This is a genomic window from Citrobacter sp. Cpo040 (assembly GCF_030332915.1).
In the GTDB taxonomy this organism is placed as follows: domain Bacteria; phylum Pseudomonadota; class Gammaproteobacteria; order Enterobacterales; family Enterobacteriaceae; genus Citrobacter; species Citrobacter portucalensis.
Genome location: NZ_JAOWGX010000036.1, coordinates 433,404 through 447,421 on the forward strand (window position 1 = coordinate 433,404; position 14,018 = coordinate 447,421).

At 53.4% G+C, this 14,018-nt stretch carries 14 protein-coding genes and 1 pseudogene; 11 read left to right on the forward strand and 4 right to left on the reverse strand.

What is annotated here, in order from left to right; genetic code table 11:
- Window positions 1–236: 236 nt before the first annotated feature.
- Window positions 237–1,718 carry a dipeptide permease DtpD gene (gene dtpD / locus OGX86_RS16905; RefSeq protein ID WP_128316863.1) on the reverse strand — a complete coding sequence of 494 codons (1,482 nt, stop codon included), beginning with the start codon at window positions 1,716–1,718 and terminating at the stop codon, window positions 237–239.
- Window positions 1,719–2,007: 289 nt separating this feature from the next.
- Between dtpD and ybgI the strand changes: the two genes are divergently transcribed.
- The 8 genes from ybgI to nei are packed head-to-tail and all read left to right on the forward strand — an operon-like array spanning window position 2,008 to window position 8,303.
- The gene (gene ybgI, locus OGX86_RS16910) at window positions 2,008–2,751 is read left to right on the forward strand and encodes a radiation resistance protein YbgI (RefSeq protein ID WP_057067734.1); all 744 of its coding nucleotides are present in this window, start codon (window positions 2,008–2,010) and stop codon (window positions 2,749–2,751) included.
- A gap of 15 nt (window positions 2,752–2,766) precedes the next feature.
- Window positions 2,767–3,423, forward strand: a complete 657-nt coding sequence (pxpB, locus tag OGX86_RS16915; RefSeq protein WP_123268521.1) for a 5-oxoprolinase subunit PxpB — start codon at window positions 2,767–2,769, stop codon at window positions 3,421–3,423.
- Window positions 3,417–4,349 carry a 5-oxoprolinase subunit PxpC gene (pxpC, locus tag OGX86_RS16920; protein ID WP_048214672.1) on the forward strand — a complete coding sequence of 311 codons (933 nt, stop codon included), beginning with the start codon at window positions 3,417–3,419 and terminating at the stop codon, window positions 4,347–4,349. Before pxpB ends, pxpC begins: the two co-directional genes overlap by 7 nt.
- Window positions 4,339–5,073: a 5-oxoprolinase subunit PxpA gene (pxpA, locus tag OGX86_RS16925; RefSeq protein WP_008784130.1), complete on the forward strand. Its 735-nt coding sequence runs from the start codon at window positions 4,339–4,341 to the stop codon at window positions 5,071–5,073. Before pxpC ends, pxpA begins: the two co-directional genes overlap by 11 nt.
- A 55-nt stretch (window positions 5,074–5,128) precedes the next feature.
- Complete coding sequence (locus OGX86_RS16930; RefSeq protein ID WP_003831395.1) at window positions 5,129–5,851, forward strand: DUF969 domain-containing protein; 723 nt, start codon at window positions 5,129–5,131, stop codon at window positions 5,849–5,851.
- Window positions 5,848–6,843 (forward strand): DUF979 domain-containing protein, encoded by a 996-nt coding sequence (locus OGX86_RS16935; protein WP_008784131.1) that lies wholly within the window; start codon window positions 5,848–5,850, stop codon window positions 6,841–6,843. The genes OGX86_RS16930 and OGX86_RS16935 overlap by 4 nt, the downstream gene beginning before the upstream one ends.
- A gap of 9 nt (window positions 6,844–6,852) precedes the next feature.
- Window positions 6,853–7,497 (forward strand): pyroglutamyl-peptidase I, encoded by a 645-nt coding sequence (pcp, locus tag OGX86_RS16940; RefSeq protein WP_003831398.1) that lies wholly within the window; start codon window positions 6,853–6,855, stop codon window positions 7,495–7,497.
- A 14-nt stretch (window positions 7,498–7,511) separates the two neighbouring features.
- Window positions 7,512–8,303 carry an endonuclease VIII gene (gene nei, locus OGX86_RS16945; RefSeq protein ID WP_286640310.1) on the forward strand — a complete coding sequence of 264 codons (792 nt, stop codon included), beginning with the start codon at window positions 7,512–7,514 and terminating at the stop codon, window positions 8,301–8,303.
- Here the strand turns inward: nei and OGX86_RS16950 are convergent.
- The 3 genes and pseudogenes from OGX86_RS16950 to OGX86_RS16960 all read right to left on the reverse strand — a co-directional run bounded on the left by OGX86_RS16950 (window position 8,300) and on the right by OGX86_RS16960 (window position 11,119).
- Window positions 8,300–9,346, reverse strand: a complete 1,047-nt coding sequence (locus tag OGX86_RS16950; RefSeq protein WP_048226078.1) for an AbrB family transcriptional regulator — start codon at window positions 9,344–9,346, stop codon at window positions 8,300–8,302. The genes nei and OGX86_RS16950 overlap by 4 nt on opposite strands.
- A gap of 175 nt (window positions 9,347–9,521) precedes the next feature.
- Complete coding sequence (locus OGX86_RS16955; protein ID WP_003831404.1) at window positions 9,522–10,805, reverse strand: citrate synthase; 1,284 nt, start codon at window positions 10,803–10,805, stop codon at window positions 9,522–9,524.
- 203 nt (window positions 10,806–11,008) lie between these two features.
- A pseudogene (locus tag OGX86_RS16960) lies at window positions 11,009–11,119 on the reverse strand (hypothetical protein).
- Window positions 11,120–11,502: 383 nt separating this feature from the next.
- Here OGX86_RS16960 and sdhC point away from each other — a divergent pair.
- The 3 genes from sdhC to sdhA are packed head-to-tail and all read left to right on the forward strand — an operon-like array spanning window position 11,503 to window position 14,014.
- Window positions 11,503–11,907, forward strand: a complete 405-nt coding sequence (gene sdhC, locus OGX86_RS16965) for a succinate dehydrogenase cytochrome b556 subunit (RefSeq protein WP_003831406.1) — start codon at window positions 11,503–11,505, stop codon at window positions 11,905–11,907.
- The gene (gene sdhD / locus OGX86_RS16970; RefSeq protein WP_003831408.1) at window positions 11,901–12,248 is read left to right on the forward strand and encodes a succinate dehydrogenase membrane anchor subunit; all 348 of its coding nucleotides are present in this window, start codon (window positions 11,901–11,903) and stop codon (window positions 12,246–12,248) included. The genes sdhC and sdhD overlap by 7 nt, the downstream gene beginning before the upstream one ends.
- Window positions 12,248–14,014, forward strand: a complete 1,767-nt coding sequence (gene sdhA, locus OGX86_RS16975) for a succinate dehydrogenase flavoprotein subunit (RefSeq protein ID WP_003831409.1) — start codon at window positions 12,248–12,250, stop codon at window positions 14,012–14,014. Before sdhD ends, sdhA begins: the two co-directional genes overlap by 1 nt.
- The last annotated feature ends 4 nt before the right edge of the window (window positions 14,015–14,018 follow it).

The following is a 14,018-nucleotide window of genomic DNA, read 5'->3' on the forward strand; positions in this document are numbered from 1 at the left end:
CGTAAGACCTTCCAGTAGAATGAATATGTTGCAGTGGTGGGACATTTAGCACTGAAGCGTGTACGCAAGGCTGCTAATGCCTTGATGAAGATGTTTTCTGCCAGCAGTAAAGTGCAGTCATCTTCAACCAGAAACAGCTTTCTGGTTACAGGTCTTTCTGAAGAGGAGTTGACTGCCAGCCATGCGTAATTCCTGAAAAAAAGCCCGAATCAGATTACATCATCGGGCCCCTACACTCAGGATTCTACCGCCAGCGGACGGTTTCTGAACTTAAGTGACTGGTACAGCCAAATCAGCAGCACCAGCACCACACAGGCCAGTGCGCCCCAGGTAATTTCACTAAAGACATCAATATAGGCATTGATGGAGTAGTTGATAGCGCCGGCAGCATCAAACGAGCCTTGTGAGGTCTGATCGGCGATAACGCCTGCCAGGTAATTGGCGATAGCACCGGAAAGCAGCATATAAATGCCGGTTAATACGCCGGTAACACCAGGGATCTCAATACGCGTAATTTGTGACATTGCCACCGGATCGATAAACAGTTCGGCAAAGCCCATGACCGCCAACCCAAGTACCATCAGCGGCATGGAAGAGTGGCCGTAAGCAGCGGACCAGCGAGCGCTCAAGGTTAGAATACAGAACCCAGCGCTCATTAAGCCGAGGCCAAGGGCAAATTTACCCCAGATACGTACGGTACGATTGCCACTCACGCTTTCTTTGACTACCCACGCCAGTACGATACCGCACAGCATAACGGCAAAAGCGTTAACCGACTGGAACATCGCGGTAGGGACGGAATACCCCAGAATATCGCGGTTAACGAAGCGGTCGATATACAGGCTGATCGAACTGCCGCCCTGTTGAGCAAAGGCCCAAAACAACAGGCTGAAGAAGGTCAGCGTGACGATAAGCCCCAGCTCTTTGCGTTGTTTCTGCGTCTGTGCCTGGCGATAAATCTTCGCCAGAACTGCCAGACCAATAATGGTGGCAACTATCAGGGCGTAAACGGACCACTCTTTCCAGAACAGCACGGTAATCAGCAGCGGTGCGGCAACCAACAAAACTAACAGCCAGGCCCAGTTTGGCAGAATAAAGGTTTTAGCACATAGAACGGCCTTGTTGACGCCGGTGGTGTGGGCGAAATGGCGATTACCACATAAGAAAATCACCAGCCCTGCCAGCATGCCGATGGCAGCCAGCGCAAAGCCCATCGCCCAACTGTACTCTTCCTGCACGTATCCGCAGGCAATTGGTGCGATGATCGAACCGATGTTACCGGCGGCGTAGAGCAGAGAGAATCCACCGTCGCGACGCGGGTCTTCAGGTTGATATAACTCGCCCAGCAGGCAACTGATATTTGATTTAAACAGACCGTAACCGCAGACAATTATCGCCAGCGACAAATAGAGGAACGCCGGAGCCATTTCACTGGCACCTAATACCAGATGTCCCACCGCCATTAAAAATGCGCCGATCATCACCGCCATTCGATTGCCGAGCACTTTATCGGCCAGGTATCCCCCGAGAATAGGGGTGACATAGACCAGCGAGCAGTAGGCGCTGAACAGTTCATATGCGTGATTATCGTCGTACTTAAGCTGGTTAGTGAGATACAGGATCAGCAGCGCACGCATACCGTAAAAACTGAAGTATTCCCAGATTTGTAGCGCGACAACGTAGTATATCGCCCGTGGTTGAGATGCTTGTTTATTCATTATTTTCTCGAAGTAAATGCCTCGCGACTGGCTGAACGTGCTGCGCGAGTGTGTTTCCTTAAAGTTGTAACTTTGATACAGATCTGATTATTTTTGCAATATGCTGTCTGATTGCATAAATATACATGAATTAGATCGCGTAGTGGTAAGCAAATCACGTTCAAAGCGGGTGTGATTGTTTCTTTATGTGTCAGTGAAATGGCTATCGACGAACGCAGGCGGGGACGCTATTTTAACCTAAGCTGTGTTGCTGATTGAGCAGGCAGAAATGATGACTACGAGGACGATGATGAAAAACACCGAACTGGAACAACTGATCAACGACAAACTAAACAGCGCCGCCATTAGCGATTATGCGCCGAATGGTTTGCAGGTTGAGGGCAAAGAGACGGTGCATAAAATCGTGACCGGTGTGACTGCAAGCCAGGCATTGCTGGACGAGGCGGTACGCCAGCAAGCGGATGCGGTTATTGTTCACCACGGCTATTTCTGGAAAGGCGAATCTCCGGTTATTCGCGGCATGAAGCGCAATCGTCTGAAAACGCTGTTAGAAAATGATATCAACCTGTATGGCTGGCACTTGCCGCTGGATGCACACCCGGAATTGGGGAATAACGCGCAGTTGGCCGCGCTGTTGGGAATCACCGTGATGGGGGAAATTGAACCGCTGGTGCCATGGGGAGAACTCTCCATGCCGGTTCCGGGACTGGAGCTGGCATCGTGGATTGAAGCGCGTTTAGGCCGTAAACCGTTATGGTGCGGTGATACCGGGCCGGAGAAAGTTCAGCGCGTTGCCTGGTGTACCGGGGGCGGTCAAAGTTTTATTGATAGCGCAGCCCGATTTGGTGTCGACGCCTTTATTACCGGTGAAGTCTCTGAGCAAACCATTCACTCAGCCCGCGAGCAGGGGCTGCATTTTTATGCTGCCGGTCACCATGCGACCGAACGCGGCGGCATTCGCGCATTAAGCGAATGGCTGAATGAAAATACCGATCTGGACATAACCTTTATCGATATTCCTAATCCAGCGTAATAAAGAGGGATGAAAGTGCAGCGAGCGCGTTGTTATCTGTTAGGTGAAACGGCGGTGGTTCTCGAACTGGAGCCTCCCATCACGCTGGCGACTCAGAAACGCATCTGGCGTCTGGCTCAGCGTTTAGTTGACGCCCCGAATGTGCTTGAAGCTATTCCGGGAATGAACAATATCACGGTTACTCTACGCGACCCGCAAACGCTGGCGCTGGATGCGATTGAACGCCTGCAGCGCTGGTGGGAAGAGAGCGAAGCACTGGAGCCGGATTCACGCTTCATTGAAATACCTGTGACCTATGGTGGTGAGTTTGGCCCCGATCTGGCAGAGGTCGCCCGACACAGTGGATTAAGCGACAAGCAGGTCGTCGAACTTCATGCGTCAGTTGACTATGTGGTGTGGTTTATCGGTTTTCAGCCGGGATTTCCCTATCTCGGGAGCTTACCTGAACAGCTGCATACCCCCAGACGTGCGGAACCGCGTTTGCTTGTTCCGGCAGGTTCTGTCGGTATCGGTGGATCTCAAACGGGGATCTACCCGCTTTCCACACCCGGTGGATGGCAATTGATTGGGCGTACCTCCGTTTCGTTATTTGATCCAAAACGGGAGGAGCCGATTCTGTTACGGGCTGGCGATACCGTGCGTTTTGTCCCGCAGAAGGAGGGGATATGTTAAACATCATCCGCGCTGGCATGTACACCTCTGTACAGGACGGGGGACGCCATAGTTTTCGTCAATCCGGAATCAGTCACTGTGGCGCGCTGGATAAACCGGCGCTGAACGTAGCCAACCTGCTGGTGGGTAATGATGCGAATGCCGCAGCGCTGGAAATCACGCTGGGGCAACTGGTGGTGGAGTTTGAAGCCGATGGCTGGTTTGCCCTGACCGGTGCAGGATGCGAAGCGCATCTGGATCGTACTCCCGTATGGAGTGGGTGGCGGCTACCGGTAAAAGCCGGGCAGCGCCTGACGCTAAAACGTCCGCTTCATGGCATGCGCAGTTATCTGGCGGTAGCTGGCGGTATTGATGTTCCCGAAGTGATGGGCTCGCGCAGTACCGATCTGAAAGTGGGCATTGGTGGGTTTGAAGGGCGTCTGCTGCGTGATGGCGATCGACTGGCGATTGGCGTATCGACCCGGCAATTCAGCGGGCCACAAGGTGTAAAACAACTGATGTGGGGTAATCTCATTCGTGCACTGCCCGGCCCTGAATATCAGGAGTTTGATGAGGTATCTCAGGCCTCTTTCTGGCGCTCGCCGTGGCAGCTTAGCCCACAAAGTAACCGTATGGGGTATCGTCTTCAGGGGCAGCCGCTGACGCGCACGACCGATCGCGAGCTGCTGTCGCATGGTTTGCTCCCCGGCGTGGTGCAGGTTCCGCATAATGGTCAGCCAATCGTGCTGATGAACGATGCTCAGACGACGGGTGGCTATCCGCGCATCGCCTGTATTATCGAGGCAGATATGTATCATCTGGCGCAGATCCCGCTCGGTCAGCCGATTCATTTTGTGCAGTGTTCGCTGGAGGAAGCGCTGAAGGCGCGGTACGACCAGCAGCGTTATCTGGAACAGTTAGCATGGCGACTTAACAATGAAAATTGATCTCAATGCAGACCTCGGTGAGGGATGTGCGAACGATGCAGCGTTGCTGCAATTGGTGTCATCGGCCAACATCGCCTGTGGGTTTCACGCCGGCGATGCGCAAACTATGCTCTCAAGCGTGCGTGATGCGTTAAAAAATGGTGTGGCGGTAGGTGCGCACCCCAGCTTTCCGGATCGGGAAAATTTTGGTCGTAGCGCCATGACCCTGCCTGCACAAACGGTGTATGCACAGACGCTGTATCAAATTGGCGCGCTGGCTGCCATCACGCGGGCAGAAGGCGGCGTGATGCGCCATGTCAAACCGCATGGCATGCTCTATAACCAGGCGGCGAAAGATCCTCAATTGGCTGATGCGATTGCGAAAGCGGTTCATGCCTGTGATCCGTCGCTGGTTCTGGTCGGGCTGGCGGGAAGCGAACTGATTCGCGCTGGAGAACACTATGGCTTGATAACGCGTCAGGAGGTTTTTGCCGATCGGGGTTATCAGGCCGATGGCAGTCTGGTGCCACGTAACCAGCCGGGCGCACTGATTGAGGATGAAGAGCAGGCGCTGGCGCAAACGTTAGAAATGGTGCAATCCGGCAGAGTAAAAAGCCAAAGTGGAACATGGGCAAGCGTGACCGCCCAGACGGTATGCATTCATGGGGATGGCGAGCACGCACTCGCTTTTGCCCGTCGCTTGCGTAGCGCCTTTAATGCATGCAATATTGAAATTGGTGCATAAGATTTACCATACAAAACAACAATATATTACACAACAACATATACGGGAATGAATTATGGGAGAGGTAATTTCTCTCTGGCCATTGACGGGGATCGCCGTCATCGTGGTCGGATTTCTTTTACGTTTTAATCCGGTATTGGTGGTTATTATTGCCGGGATCGTCACGGGACTGGCGGCGCATATGCCGATCGCCACCATCCTCGAGAAGCTGGGTGAAGGTTTTCTTAACACCCGCAACCTGCCGTTTATCCTGCTGATCCCGCTGGCGGTTATTGGCCTGCTGGAACGTCACGGACTCAAAGAGCGTGCTCAGGCGTGGATTGCGAAAATCCGCAGTGCCACCAGTGGCCGTCTGCTTATTGTCTATCTGTTCATTCGCGAAGCGACCGCTGCGTTAGGGTTGACCAGTCTGGGGGGGCATCCGCAGATGGTGCGCCCGCTGCTGGCGCCAATGGCGGAAGGGGCCGCCGAGAAAAATCACGGAGAGATACCCGGCGCGGTTCGCTATCGCCTGCGCGCAATGTCAGCGGCGACCGATAACGTCGGGCTGTTTTTCGGTGAAGATATCTTTGTTGCCTTCGGCGCGATCATATTCATGCACAACTTTATGCTGGAGTCTGGAGGGATCCAGACCGAACCTCTGCATATCGCCTTGTGGGGGATCCCAACGGCAATTTGTGCTTTCCTGATCCACGGCACGCGTTTGTGGCGTCTGGATAGCTATTTGCAACGTGAGGTGGCGAAAGCAAATGCCGCAGCGAAAGGGGAAGCGAAATGAATTTTCAACAAAGCTATCTCTACTGGCTGGCAGGTGCGGTATTACTGATTGTGGCGCTGATGTCCTGGCAGGACAAAGCAAACCCGCGCCGTTTCACCACAGGCCTGTTTTGGGGCATATATGGCGTACTGTTTCTGCTTGGTGACTGGACATACTCGCTGTTTGGCGATAAACGCGCAGTGCATATTGCCGTCGGCGTTGCGGTGGTCGTGCTGGCCCTGATCGCGGGTTTTGGCGGTGTGAAGCTGGGAAGCTACCATCAACGCACGCAGCAACAGCGCGAAGAAAGCGCCAGCCGCCTGGGCAACCGCCTGTTTTTCCCAGCGTTGGCGATCCCGGTGGTAACGGTCATTGGCGTACTGATGTTCAACCATATTCCGGGCTTACAGGATGCGCTGTTCGGGCCGGGTAATCACGCCACTCTGGTGACGCTCTTTTCAATGACAGCGGGTTCGTTGATTGGTCTGGCGATGGCGATAAAAATGACCCATGAGCGGGTGCATCAACCGATTCAGGAGGCACGCCGTCTGCTGGACTCCATTGGCTGGGCGTTCATTTTGCCGCAGATTCTGGCTACGCTTGGGCTGCTGTTTACAGCGGCGGGTGTCGGTAGCGGCATTTCATACCTGACGCAGGAATATCTGGCGGTGGATAGTCGCTTTATCGCGGTGGCGGTGTACACCATCGGCATGGCATTGTTGACCATGGTTATGGGTAATGCGTTTGCTGCTTTCCCGATCGTGACCGCTGGGATTGGCATTCCGATCCTCGTACTGCAACACGGCGGCAACCCAGCGGTAATGGCGGCGATAGGTATGTTCTCCGGCTATTGTGGGACGCTGATGACGCCGATGGCGGCGAACTTTAATATTGTTCCTGCAGCGTTGCTGGAACTACCGGACAAAAATGCGGTGATTAAAGCGCAGGTGCCAACCGGCGTACTGCTGCTACTGGTCAACGTGTTCCTGATGTATTTCCTGATGTTCCTGTAAGGAGGAAGGATGAAAACAGTACTCATCACGGGATTTGAACCCTTTGGCGGCGAGTCAGTTAACCCTTCCTGGGAAGTGGTCTCGAGCCTCGACAATGCTATTATCGGCGGATGCCGTGTTATTGCCCGCCAACTACCGTGTGTCTTTGGCGAGTCTCTCGCTGTACTCAACGCCGCGATTGACGCGTTGTCGCCATCACTGGTGCTGGCGGTGGGGCAGGCGGGTGGTCGCACGGATATCACCGTGGAACGCGTGGCGATTAACGTTGACGATGCGCGTATTGCGGATAATCAGGGGCAACAGCCGGTCGATGTGCCGATTGTGGTCGATGGCCCGGCGGCATGGTTTAGTACGTTGCCGATTAAAGCGATGGTTGTCGCCATGCGCAACGCGGGAATTCCGGCCTCGGTTTCCCAGACTGCGGGTACTTTCGTGTGTAACCACGTGATGTATGGCCTGCTGCATAAACTACGCGACGTACCGGCGGTGAAGGGCGGCTTTATTCATATCCCTTATTTGCCGCAACAGGCTGCGCAGCATCCCGGGGCGCCAAGTATGGCGACAGAAACGGTGCGCCGTGCGCTGGAGATTGCGATTGCCACCGCCTTGCAGGTGGAAAGCGATATCGCAGTGACGGGCGGCGCAACACATTAACAAAGGACAGTATTATGCCTGAAGGCCCGGAGATCCGCCGCGCGGCGGATAACCTGGAGGCGGCAGTCAAAGGCAAACCCCTGACGGATGTCTGGTTTGCCTTTGAGCAGTTAAAACCGTATCAATCTCAACTGATTGGGCAACGTGTTACCCAGCTTGAAACGCGGGGGAAAGCATTACTGACCCATTTTTCTAATGGCCTGACGCTGTACAGTCACAATCAGCTCTATGGCGTGTGGCGAGTGGTGGATACCGGCAAAATTCCGCAAACTTCGCGGGTACTGCGTGTCAGGCTGCAGACACACGACAAAACTATCCTGCTCTATAGCGCGTCTGATATCGAAATGCTAACGCCAGAACAGCTCTCCACCCATCCGTTCCTGCAACGGGTAGGGCCGGATGTACTGGATTTACGTTTAACGCCCGATGAGGTTAAAGCGCGTCTGTTATCTCCGCGTTTTCGCAATCGCCAGTTTTCTGGTCTGCTACTGGACCAGGCGTTTCTGGCGGGATTAGGTAACTACCTGCGGGTAGAGATCCTTTGGCAGGTTGGGTTGACCGGGCAGCATAAAGCGTCGCAGCTTAGTGATGAGCAACTGGATCAACTGGCACATGCGCTGCTTGATATTCCGCGGCTGTCTTATACTACCCGCGGCCTGGTCGATGAGAATAAACATCACGGCGCGCTGTTTCGCTTCAAGGTCTTTCATCGGGACGGTGAAGCCTGTGAGCGCTGTGGTGGAATCATCGAAAAAACGATGCTCTCTTCGCGCCCCTTTTACTGGTGCCCTGGTTGTCAGCACTAAGCGGGCTGTTTTGGCGCGTGCACCGAAATAAACCTTGCGACTGCGGGGCCAGTTAACAAAATGCTGAACAGTCGCAGGGTTTGCATCGCCATGATGAGCGCCATATCTGCGTGGCTTCCTGCGGCGATTACCGCAACAGAATCCACGCCTCCAGGACTGGTTGCCAGATAGGCAGTGAGGAAGTCGATCTGCATGTAATGCGCCAGTCCCCAGGCCATGGCTGCGCAGATCGCCATCAGTGAAAAAATGGACAACAGGATCTGTGGCAGTGGTCGTAATGCCATCAAAAAGATCTGCTTGTCAAAGCCAAGACCGATTTGCCAGCCAATTGACATGTAGGCTATAGCCAGTAGCCATTCCGGCAGTTCAATCACCATCACTCCGCTTGCATTCAGCATGGCACCCACCAGCATTGGCAATAGCATAACGCCAGAGGGAATACGCAGTAGGCGTCCAGCCGTGCCGGCAACGGCGGCCAGTATCAGAGTGCTGAAAAGATTGCCGCTTAGCGGCGGAAACCAGATGATTTGTTCACTGATTGTTTGGGCCTGGTCGCCCATCACCAGCCGGGTGACCAGCGCCGCCGCGCCGACCACCAACAGTACGCGCAGATACTGCATAAACGCCACCAGCCGGATGTCGGCGCCATAATCCTGGGCCATTGCGACCATTGCCGCAGCACCGCCTGGTGACGAGCCCCACGCACCGGTATTCCCCGGTAGATTACTATAGCGAACCAGCAGCCAGCCGATTATCGCGCTGCTGATAAGGGTTGCCAGCAGGATAACAATCACCATCGGCCAGTGGGCTGCAAGGGTTGTAAAGATTGAACCAGTCAGATTTTGGGCAATCATACAGCCGAGAATCGCCTGTGCGCCAAGAAATGTGCAGCGAGGAGGGTGCAGCGAGATGCCGCGCATACTGAAGATGATGCCGACGATCATCGAACCGAGCAGCAAGGGGCCTGGAAGATGGATAAACAGAAAGAGCAGGGAAAGAAGGAGCGATAGCACAAACAACAGGCTCCACTGCAAAACAGGCATCCCATGCTCCTGAGTAAAATGTGAGAAATCTCAGTAAATCATAGAGAAAGCACGATAAGAATAAAATAATGTGGATCAAATAAAAACAGGCCGGACATAGGCATCACTGCTTTATCCGGCCTGGGAGCGTTTATAACTTTAAGCCGGACAAGCGCTAGCGCCATCCGGCAGACAATTAACGCTTAATATCAGACTTAAAATCGCGCTTGTCGTAGCCGGTGTACAGCTGACGAGGACGGGCGATTTTCATGCCGTCAGTGTGCATTTCATTCCAGTGTGCAATCCAGCCAACGGTACGCGCCATGGCGAAGATAACGGTGAACATGGAGGACGGAATGCCCATCGCTTTCAGGATGATGCCGGAGTAGAAGTCTACGTTCGGGTAGAGTTTCTTCTCGATGAAGTACGGGTCGTTGAGCGCAATGTGCTCAAGTTCCATCGCCACTTCCAGCAGATCATCTTTGGTGCCCAGTTCTTTCAGTACTTCATGGCAGGTTTCACGCATGACGGTAGCGCGCGGGTCATAGTTTTTATAAACACGGTGACCAAAGCCCATCAGGCGGAAGGAATCATTCTTATCTTTCGCGCGGCGAACAAATTCCGGAATGTGTTTAACAGAGCTGATTTCTTCCAGCATTTTCAGCGCAGCTTCGTTTGCGCCGCCGTGTGCCGGTCCCCACAGGGAAGCGATACCAGCCGCGATGCAGGCAAACGGGTTAGCGCCAGAAGAGCCAGCGGTACGTACGGTAGAGGTTGAGGCGTTCTGTTCGTGGTCAGCGTGCAGGATTAAGATACGGTCCATTGCGCGTTCCAGAATCGGATTCACTTCGTATTTTTCGCACGGCGTAGAGAACATCATGTTCAGGAAGTTACCGGCGTAGGAGAGATCGTTACGTGGGTACACGAACGGCTGCCCGATGGAATATTTGTAGCACATCGCTGCCATGGTTGGCATTTTGGACAGCAGGCGGAAGGCGGCGATTTCACGGTGACGTGCGTTGTTTACATCCAGCGAGTCATGATAGAACGCTGCCAGCGCTCCGGTAACACCGCACATAACGGCCATCGGGTGAGAGTCGCGGCGGAAACCGTGGAACAGACGGGTGATCTGCTCGTGGATCATGGTATGGCGAGTGACTGTGGTTTTGAACTCGTCGTACTCTTCCTGCGTCGGTTTTTCGCCGTACAGCAGGATATAACACACTTCCAGATAGTTGGACTCGGTCGCCAGTTGGTCAATCGGGAAGCCGCGATGCAGCAAAACACCTTCGTCACCATCGATGAAAGTAATTTTGGATTCGCAGGATGCGGTAGAGGTGAAACCTGGGTCAAAAGTAAACATCCCTTTTGAGCCAAGGCTACGAATATCAATAACATCTTGACCGAGCGTACCTTTCAGCACATCCAGTTCAATAGCAGCGTCACCGTTTAGAGTGAGTTTTGCTTTAGTATCAGCCATTTACGGTCTCCTTAGCGCCTTATTGCTTAAGACTGCCGGAACTTAAATTTGCCTTCGTGCATCAATAAACCGTTACCAGTTTGTTATTTGGCTCGCCGCTCTGCGAAAGAGGGGATGACCTGGGTACAGAGCTATGGGCGCTTGCAGGTAAAACGGTCTTTTCATGGCGAATAAACTGCAAATCAAGAACTTAGCAATCCGAATTATTTAACCTGTCTATCACTAATAACTGTCCTGAAGGTATTGGTCAATACTTCCACACTGTTACATAACTAAATCTCCGGTGAAAGAGTGACCCCATAACTTTTACGCATTATATGCTTTTTCTGGTGTCGTTTGTAACAACTTTGTTTAATGATTGTCAAATCAGATGATTAAAAATTAAAATAATGTTGTTATCGTGACCTATGTCACTGTTCGGGATAAAACCCGACAAACTATATGTAGGTTAATTGTAATGATTTTGTGAACGTCCTATACTGCCGCCAGGTCTCCGGAATACCCTGCAATCCCGAGCCAACCAGCGTTGTAACGTGTCGTTTTAGCATCTGGAAGCAGTGTTTTATATGACGCGTAGTTATAGTAAGGACGCTGTCTGACCCGCACGCAGACCGGAGGAAGGAAATCCCGTCGTCTTTCAGGCTACAGGTGTCTTCATCTTCTGTACCCGAAGTCTAAAGGGAATAATAAGAACAGCATGTGGGCGTTATTCATGATAAGAAATGTGAAAAAACAAAGACCTGTCAATCTGGATCTGCAAACGATCCGGTTCCCAATCACGGCGATAGCGTCCATTCTCCATCGCGTATCCGGAGTGATCACCTTTGTGGCGGTCGGGATTCTGTTGTGGTTATTGGGTACCAGCCTTTCCTCCCCTGAAGGTTTCCTCACCGCGTCATCCATTATGAATAACTTCTTTGTGGAGTTAATTCTGTGGGGGATCCTGATTGCGCTGGCATATCACGCCGTAATGGGCATTCGCCATCTGTTGATGGATTTTGGCTATATCGAAGAAACCCTCGAAGCAGGGACACGCTCCGCCAAAATTTGTTTCGTTATCATTGTCGTGCTTTCACTTCTCGCAGGAGTCCTCGTATGGTAAGCAACGCCTCCGCATTAGGACGCAACGGCGTACATGACTTCATTCTGGTCCGTGCTACCGCTATCGTTCTGACGTTATACATCATCTATATGGTCGGTTTCTTCGCCACCAGCGGCGAGCTGACGTATGAAGTCTGGACCGGTTTCTTCTCATCGGCATTCACCAAAGTCTTCACCCTGCTGGCACTTTTCTCCATCTTGATTCATGCCTGGATTGGCATGTGGCAGGTGTTGACCGACTACGTTAAACCTCTGGCTGTGCGCCTGATTCTGCAATTGGCTATCGTTGTTGCGCTGGTGGTTTACGTCATTTATGGATTTGTTGTGGTGTGGGGTGTGTAATGAAACTGCCAGTCAGAGAATTTGATGCTGTTGTGATTGGTGCCGGCGGCGCAGGTATGCGCGCGGCGCTGCAAATTTCCCAGAGCGGTCAGACCTGTGCGCTGCTCTCCAAAGTGTTCCCAACCCGTTCCCATACCGTATCCGCGCAGGGTGGCATCACCGTTGCGCTCGGTAATACCCATGAAGATAACTGGGAATGGCACATGTACGACACCGTTAAAGGGTCGGACTACATTGGTGACCAGGACGCTATTGAATATATGTGTAAAACCGGTCCGGAAGCGATTCTGGAGCTGGACCACATGGGGCTGCCGTTCTCTCGCCTCGACAATGGCACAATTTATCAACGTCCGTTTGGCGGCCAGTCGAAGAACTTCGGCGGCGAGCAGGCGGCACGTACTGCGGCAGCGGCCGACCGTACCGGTCATGCACTATTGCACACGCTGTATCAGCAGAACCTGAAAAACCATACCACCATCTTCTCCGAGTGGTATGCGCTGGACCTGGTGAAAAACGCCGATGGCGCAGTTGTCGGTTGCACCGCGCTGTGTATCGAAACCGGTGAAGTGGTTTACTTCAAAGCCCGTGCGACCGTGCTGGCCACCGGTGGTGCTGGCCGTATTTATCAGTCCACCACTAATGCCCACATCAATACCGGTGACGGTGTTGGTATGGCTATCCGCGCTGGCGTGCCGGTGCAGGATATGGAGATGTGGCAGTTCCACCCAACCGGTATCGCCGGTGCAGGCGTTCTGGTAACAGAAGGCTGCCGTGGTGAAGGTGGCTACCTGCTGAACAAACACGGCGAGCGCTTCATGGAGCGTTATGCCCCGAATGCGAAAGACCTGGCGGGTCGTGACGTGGTGGCGCGTTCCATCATGATCGAAATTCGCGAAGGTCGCGGCTGCGACGGCCCGTGGGGTCCGCACGCCAAACTGAAACTCGACCACCTGGGTAAAGAAGTACTGGAATCCCGTCTGCCGGGTATTCTCGAACTGTCCCGTACCTTTGCTCACGTTGACCCGGTCAAAGAGCCGATTCCGGTTATCCCAACCTGCCACTATATGATGGGCGGTATTCCGACCAAAGTAACTGGCCAGGCGCTGACCGTGAATGAGCAGGGCGAAGATGTGGTGATCCCTGGGCTGTTTGCCGTCGGCGAAATCGCCTGCGTATCGGTTCACGGCGCCAACCGTCTGGGCGGCAACTCGCTGCTGGACCTGGTCGTATTTGGTCGTGCGGTTGGTCTGCATCTGCAGGAATCAATCGCCGAGCAGGGTGACCTGCTGGATGCGACCGAAGATGAAATCGACGCTTCTCTGGCGCGTCTGAACCGCTGGAACGGTAACCGTAACGGTGAAGACCCGGTGGCGATTCGCAAAGCGCTGCAAGAATGTATGCAGCATAACTTCTCGGTATTCCGCGAAGGCGATGCGATGGCGAAAGGTCTGGAAGAGCTGAAAGCGATCCGCGAACGCCTGAAAAATGCCCGTCTGGACGATACCTCCAGCGAGTTCAACACCCAGCGCGTTGAGTGTCTGGAGTTGGATAACCTGATGGAGACCGCGTACGCCACTGCAGTATCTGCAAACTTCCGTACCGAAAGCCGTGGTGCGCATAGCCGCTTCGACTTCCCGGAACGTGATGATGAAAACTGGCTGTGCCATTCCCTGTACCTGCCAGAGTCGGAATCCATGACGCGACGTCAAGTCAATATGGAACCGAAGCTGCGCCCGGCATTCCCGCCGAAGATTCGTACTTATTAATGCG

Bases quoted from the DNA above. Each gene is read 5' to 3' on its own strand.
- dtpD (WP_128316863.1), bottom strand. From the start codon at position 1,718: ATGAATAAACAAGCATCTCAACCACGGGCGATATACTACGTTGTCGCG.
- ybgI (WP_057067734.1), top strand. From the start codon at position 2,008: ATGAAAAACACCGAACTGGAACAACTGATCAACGACAAACTAAACAGC.
- pxpC (WP_048214672.1), top strand. From the start codon at position 3,417: ATGTTAAACATCATCCGCGCTGGCATGTACACCTCTGTACAGGACGGG.
- pxpA (WP_008784130.1), top strand. From the start codon at position 4,339: ATGAAAATTGATCTCAATGCAGACCTCGGTGAGGGATGTGCGAACGAT.
- OGX86_RS16930 (WP_003831395.1), top strand. From the start codon at position 5,129: ATGGGAGAGGTAATTTCTCTCTGGCCATTGACGGGGATCGCCGTCATC.
- OGX86_RS16935 (WP_008784131.1), top strand. From the start codon at position 5,848: ATGAATTTTCAACAAAGCTATCTCTACTGGCTGGCAGGTGCGGTATTA.
- pcp (WP_003831398.1), top strand. From the start codon at position 6,853: ATGAAAACAGTACTCATCACGGGATTTGAACCCTTTGGCGGCGAGTCA.
- nei (WP_286640310.1), top strand. From the start codon at position 7,512: ATGCCTGAAGGCCCGGAGATCCGCCGCGCGGCGGATAACCTGGAGGCG.
- OGX86_RS16950 (WP_048226078.1), bottom strand. From the start codon at position 9,346: ATGCCTGTTTTGCAGTGGAGCCTGTTGTTTGTGCTATCGCTCCTTCTT.
- OGX86_RS16955 (WP_003831404.1), bottom strand. From the start codon at position 10,805: ATGGCTGATACTAAAGCAAAACTCACTCTAAACGGTGACGCTGCTATT.
- sdhC (WP_003831406.1), top strand. From the start codon at position 11,503: ATGTGGGCGTTATTCATGATAAGAAATGTGAAAAAACAAAGACCTGTC.
- sdhD (WP_003831408.1), top strand. From the start codon at position 11,901: ATGGTAAGCAACGCCTCCGCATTAGGACGCAACGGCGTACATGACTTC.
- sdhA (WP_003831409.1), top strand. From the start codon at position 12,248: ATGAAACTGCCAGTCAGAGAATTTGATGCTGTTGTGATTGGTGCCGGC.